4 protein-coding genes, 1 pseudogene and 1 other annotated feature are annotated in these 2464 nt (G+C 60.0%); of the genes and pseudogenes, 2 read left to right on the forward strand and 3 right to left on the reverse strand.

Annotation, left to right across the window (positions count from 1 at the left end):
- Together ACSSV8_RS20100 and ACSSV8_RS20105 are read right to left on the reverse strand one after the other, a co-directional pair.
- Window positions 1-394: pseudogene (locus ACSSV8_RS20100) on the reverse strand (IS3 family transposase); the annotation flags it as partial.
- Window positions 320-436: a sequence feature (AL1L pseudoknot), on the reverse strand. It overlaps the preceding pseudogene by 75 nt.
- Window positions 391-723, reverse strand: coding sequence for a transposase (locus ACSSV8_RS20105; protein WP_454283666.1), 333 nt, complete (start codon window positions 721-723; stop codon window positions 391-393). (Overlaps the previous feature by 46 nt.) The gene ACSSV8_RS20105 and the pseudogene ACSSV8_RS20100, both read right to left, overlap by 4 nt.
- Window positions 724-923: 200 nt before the next feature.
- Here ACSSV8_RS20105 and ACSSV8_RS20110 point away from each other — a divergent pair, with 200 nt between their 5' ends.
- Both ACSSV8_RS20110 and ACSSV8_RS20115 read left to right on the forward strand, forming a co-directional pair.
- Window positions 924-1322: a DUF3775 domain-containing protein gene (locus ACSSV8_RS20110; RefSeq protein WP_454283667.1), complete on the forward strand. Its 399-nt coding sequence runs from the start codon at window positions 924-926 to the stop codon at window positions 1320-1322.
- A gap of 90 nt (window positions 1323-1412) precedes the next feature.
- On the forward strand, window positions 1413-2198 hold the full coding sequence (locus tag ACSSV8_RS20115) for a cation:proton antiporter domain-containing protein (RefSeq protein ID WP_454283668.1): 786 nt from the start codon (window positions 1413-1415) through the stop codon (window positions 2196-2198).
- A gap of 34 nt (window positions 2199-2232) precedes the next feature.
- On the opposite strand, the gene ACSSV8_RS20120 is transcribed toward ACSSV8_RS20115, so the two are convergent.
- The coding region (locus tag ACSSV8_RS20120; protein ID WP_454283669.1) for an integrase core domain-containing protein at window positions 2233-2464 on the reverse strand (232 nt) is incomplete at its 5' end.

A 2464-nucleotide genomic window follows, 5' to 3' on the forward strand; every position in this document is an offset into this window, starting at 1 on the left:
AACCAGTTCGCCATAATGTTCGGCGAGCGCTTCGACGCTTGAGTATCTGAAACCGCATGGACCGGGCCAGATACACAGAGTTCATGACACTCCCCACAACACCCTGTAATCCCATGACCTTCATCAACCTCTCCACTGTGCAACGGGCGATGTCATGCCCCTCGCGGCGCAGCTGGTGCCAGACCTTGCGCGCGCCATATCGGCCCCGGCTACCATCGAAGGCCTCCTTGATGGCAGCCTTGTCCAGATGATCCTGCCTGGTCCGGTCCGATGCGAGGTCCGGATCACGCTTCACGGCCTTGAAGCCATAATACGTCGATGGTGCGATCCCCAGAACCCGGCAGATCGGCCCGACACCATGGACAGAACCGTGATCGTCGACGAACGCGATCATTTGCGGAACGGGCGGTCGAGCTCCGCCGCCGCGAAATATGCGCTGGCCTTCTTCAGGATCTCGTTGGCCTGGCGCAGTTCGCGGTTCTCGCGCTCCAGGGCCTTGATCCGTGCCTTCTCTTCGCTCGTCGGCCCGGACAGCTCGCCTGCATCACGCGCCGCGCGCCGGCACCAGTCCCGCAGGCTAAAAGACGAACAGCCCAGCTTCGAGGCAATTGCCCGGTAGGCGGCACTGTCGCTGCTGTAATCAGAACGATGTTCGCGGAAAAGCCGAACGCCGCGCGCGCGGAACTCCGCCGTGTAGCTCGGGGTGTGTTTCTTGTCTGTCATGAGGCTCACCTTTTGAGAGTTTTACTCTCCGGTAAACCCGGGGCGGTTCATTCTGCGGACGGAAATTTCTTGGCCTTGCAGAGTCCCTGGCCTGCGGGCCCAGCCAAACATCTGCCAAAGCGAAAGAGGGCAGGGCGTCATGATCGATATCAGTGCCGTGCCGGACCCGCGTGCTATCGTGCAGGCTTCATGAACAGGAGATGTCGATGGTTGCCCTTCCATTTGATGATGCCCGGATCGAGGAGCTTGTGCTGCGGTTCAACGCCGTGATGGCGAAGGAAGGGATGGATATCTCTGACCTTGGCGGCAATGCTTCGGATGACGAGGTGACCGTGACCCTGCAGGAAACCGAGGGCGATCTGAGCCGCGACGAGATCACCCAAGAGATCGAAAGCATGAATGATGAGCAGAAGGACGCGCTGGTCGCCCTGTTCTGGATTGGTCGTGGCGACAGGGAACCTGCAGAGTGGGAGGCGACCAAAGTCCTCGCGCGGCAGCAGCATGAGGGGCTGGTAAGCCGCTATCTGCTCGGCCAGCCGGAAGTTGGAGAGTTTCTGACGACGGGTCTGGAGAAAATGCTGGAATACGGTGTCGACTGATGCCAGCGTCACGCTCTCTGATCGTGCAAAAGACAAAGCTGCCCGCTGCGAGAGGGCAAATTTGTCCAACAGCTGTCAGCGCTGAATCCGATGTCGCAGTTTGAGCTTGTTGCAATCCTGCTGGTACTGACCGCCACATTCAGTTGGGTCAATTTCCGATTGTCGATCCTGCCGCACACCATTGGCCTGCTTGTGATGGGGCTTGGCGCGTCGCTGGTTGTCATCGGGGCCGAGGCGGCGATGCCGGGATTGTTCAACTATGAAGGTCTGGCAACTCTCCTGCGCCAAGTCGATTTCCAACAAACCGTTCTTGAGGGCATGCTCGCATTACTCCTGTTCGCGGGCGCGCTGCATGCCGACGTGGTCAGCCTGCGCAGCCGGGCCGTAACCATCGGCACGATGGCGAGTTTGGGTGTTGTGGTGTCTACGGCGATCATCGGATGCGTTGTCTGGGCGGCAGCCGACCTGCTGGGTGTTGCGATCTCATTGCCGTGGGCGCTGGTTTTCGGGGCGTTGATCAGCCCGACCGATCCGGTCGCGGTTCTTGCCACACTGAAAGAGGTAAAGGTCCCCGAAGACCTCAAGATCGTGATGACGGGCGAGACCCTGTTCAACGACGGTGTGGGCGTGGTGCTGTTCGCAGTCCTTGTCCATGCGGCCCAAGGGGAGGGTTTCGACGCCTTTCAGGTGGGCCAGATGTTCGTGGTCGAGGCTTTGGGCGGTGCGGCCCTCGGCGCCGTGACGGGCTATGTTGCCTACCGCGCCATGCGCGCCATCGACGACTATTCGATCGAAGTGCTGATCTCGCTGGCGCTGGTCATGGGCACCTATGCGATTGCCTCCAGACTGGTTGTGAGCGGTCCGCTGGCGGGGTAATCCCCCCCTTTTTAACGGGGTTCGTCCGTAGAGTTCACGCGGCCATTTTCAGTTTCATAGCGGGGGTGATGCCGCCGATGCCCATGTTGGGGCGGTCGTTGTTGTAAGTCCATAGCCATTGCGTGGCTTGATCCTGAGCCTCCTCGATGCTTTCGATGATGTATTGATCCAGCGGTCGTGTCGCGAAGGTGGTGGAAATTTGAAGGTGGCGTAATCTCCGGGTGAACGAAACCCACCCAACCGGCGGCTGGCACCGCCAAGGAGAT

The sequence above is a fragment of the Roseovarius sp. MBR-79 genome (assembly GCF_053628555.1).

What these genes read in the sequence shown, in the direction of transcription:
- ACSSV8_RS20115 (WP_454283668.1), top strand. Translation starts at nt 1,413, where the DNA reads ATGTCGCAGTTTGAGCTTGTTGCAATCCTGCTGGTACTGACCGCCACA.
- ACSSV8_RS20110 (WP_454283667.1), top strand. Translation starts at nt 924, where the DNA reads ATGTCGATGGTTGCCCTTCCATTTGATGATGCCCGGATCGAGGAGCTT.
- ACSSV8_RS20105 (WP_454283666.1), bottom strand. Translation starts at nt 723, where the DNA reads ATGACAGACAAGAAACACACCCCGAGCTACACGGCGGAGTTCCGCGCG.